1 protein-coding gene is annotated in these 456 nt (G+C 38.8%); it reads left to right on the top strand.

Going from position 1 to position 456, the window contains the following annotated elements:
• Window positions 1-456 (top strand): group II intron maturase-specific domain-containing protein (locus tag FD29_RS05540; protein ID WP_275453188.1); only part of this gene is annotated, 456 nt, incomplete at both ends.

Below are 456 nucleotides of genomic sequence, written 5' to 3'. Positions count from 1 at the left end.
TTTAAGATTAAAGTTTCTTGGATTCTCCTTAGGGGTATCCACTAAGGGCACCTACGTGCGCCCAAGTGGACAAGCCAAAAAGAGAGTTAAACAATCTCTCAAGTTATTGACTAAGAGAAATCGGGGTAGAAGTCTCGATGTCATCTTTAAGGAAATCAATCAAAAGATGACTGGATGGCTCAACTACTATGGGATAGGAAAGATGAAAGTATTTATCAAAGAACTTGATGAATGGCTTCGTTCTAGAATCAGACAGTATATCTGGAAATCATGGAAGAAAACTAAAACAAGATTTAAGAACCTTGTAAAACTAGGTATGACACGCGTTCAAGCAAGGATATTCGCCAACGCCCGTAAGGGTTATTGGCGAATTGCTCATAGCAAGACGCTGCTATACACTTTAACAAATGAAAAACTGGAATCCCTTGGACTAATAAATATGTCCACGAAACTCCA

The sequence above is a fragment of the Companilactobacillus mindensis DSM 14500 genome, assembly GCF_001434275.1.
GTDB lineage: Bacteria > Bacillota > Bacilli > Lactobacillales > Lactobacillaceae > Companilactobacillus > Companilactobacillus mindensis.
The sequence above is the reverse complement of the archived record's forward strand: the minus strand, read 5'-3'. Positions and strand labels throughout refer to the sequence as shown.